General features: G+C 41.3%; 2 protein-coding genes. Both read right to left on the bottom strand.

What is annotated here, in order from left to right:
• Positions 1 to 232: ABC transporter permease (locus B4K20_RS06415; RefSeq protein WP_289282295.1), on the bottom strand; the 232-nt coding region annotated here is incomplete at its 3' end.
• 72 nt (positions 233 to 304) lie between these two features.
• A partial coding sequence (locus B4K20_RS06410; RefSeq protein ID WP_289282294.1) for a hypothetical protein occupies positions 305 to 516 on the bottom strand: 212 nt, incomplete at its 5' end.

Below are 516 nucleotides of genomic sequence, written 5' to 3'. Positions count from 1 at the left end.
CAGTGCTAACCATGACTAACATCACCAGCATGACGATCCATGATTGTTCCGCAGCAAATACCGTTGTTAATACATACCCCACCAGTAATAACTGAATCAGCATGCGAATTAATGCATACACCGCAAAGCCAGCTTTTAATGACCAGCGCACCATCATCAGTAAAACCACAATGACTGGGATAAATGCCAGCGCCAATTGAAAGTTTGAAATAACTTGTACAGATGTATTCATTTACTACCCTGGATATAAAAAAGGCTGCTTCTAATAAAGAAAACAGCCTTTTTTGCTTGATACCACTATAGGTTAACTGGCAGTACGTCGATATTCATCCATTTCATGGAAATTAAGATAACGATAAATTTCCGCTGCCATTGGTTTAATCCCTGCAACCGCTTCTAGATATTCAGCCACGGTTGGCAGTCGTCCGATACTTGCTACCACCGCTGCAAGCTCAGCAGAAGATAAATAAACATCGGCATTGTTACCTAAACGATTCGGGAAGTTACGTGTAGATC

Source organism: Methylophaga sp. UBA5088, from assembly GCF_002414625.1.
In the GTDB taxonomy this organism is placed as follows: Bacteria; Pseudomonadota; Gammaproteobacteria; order Nitrosococcales; family Methylophagaceae; genus Methylophaga; species Methylophaga marina.
This window is presented reverse-complemented; position numbering and strand designations above follow the sequence as displayed.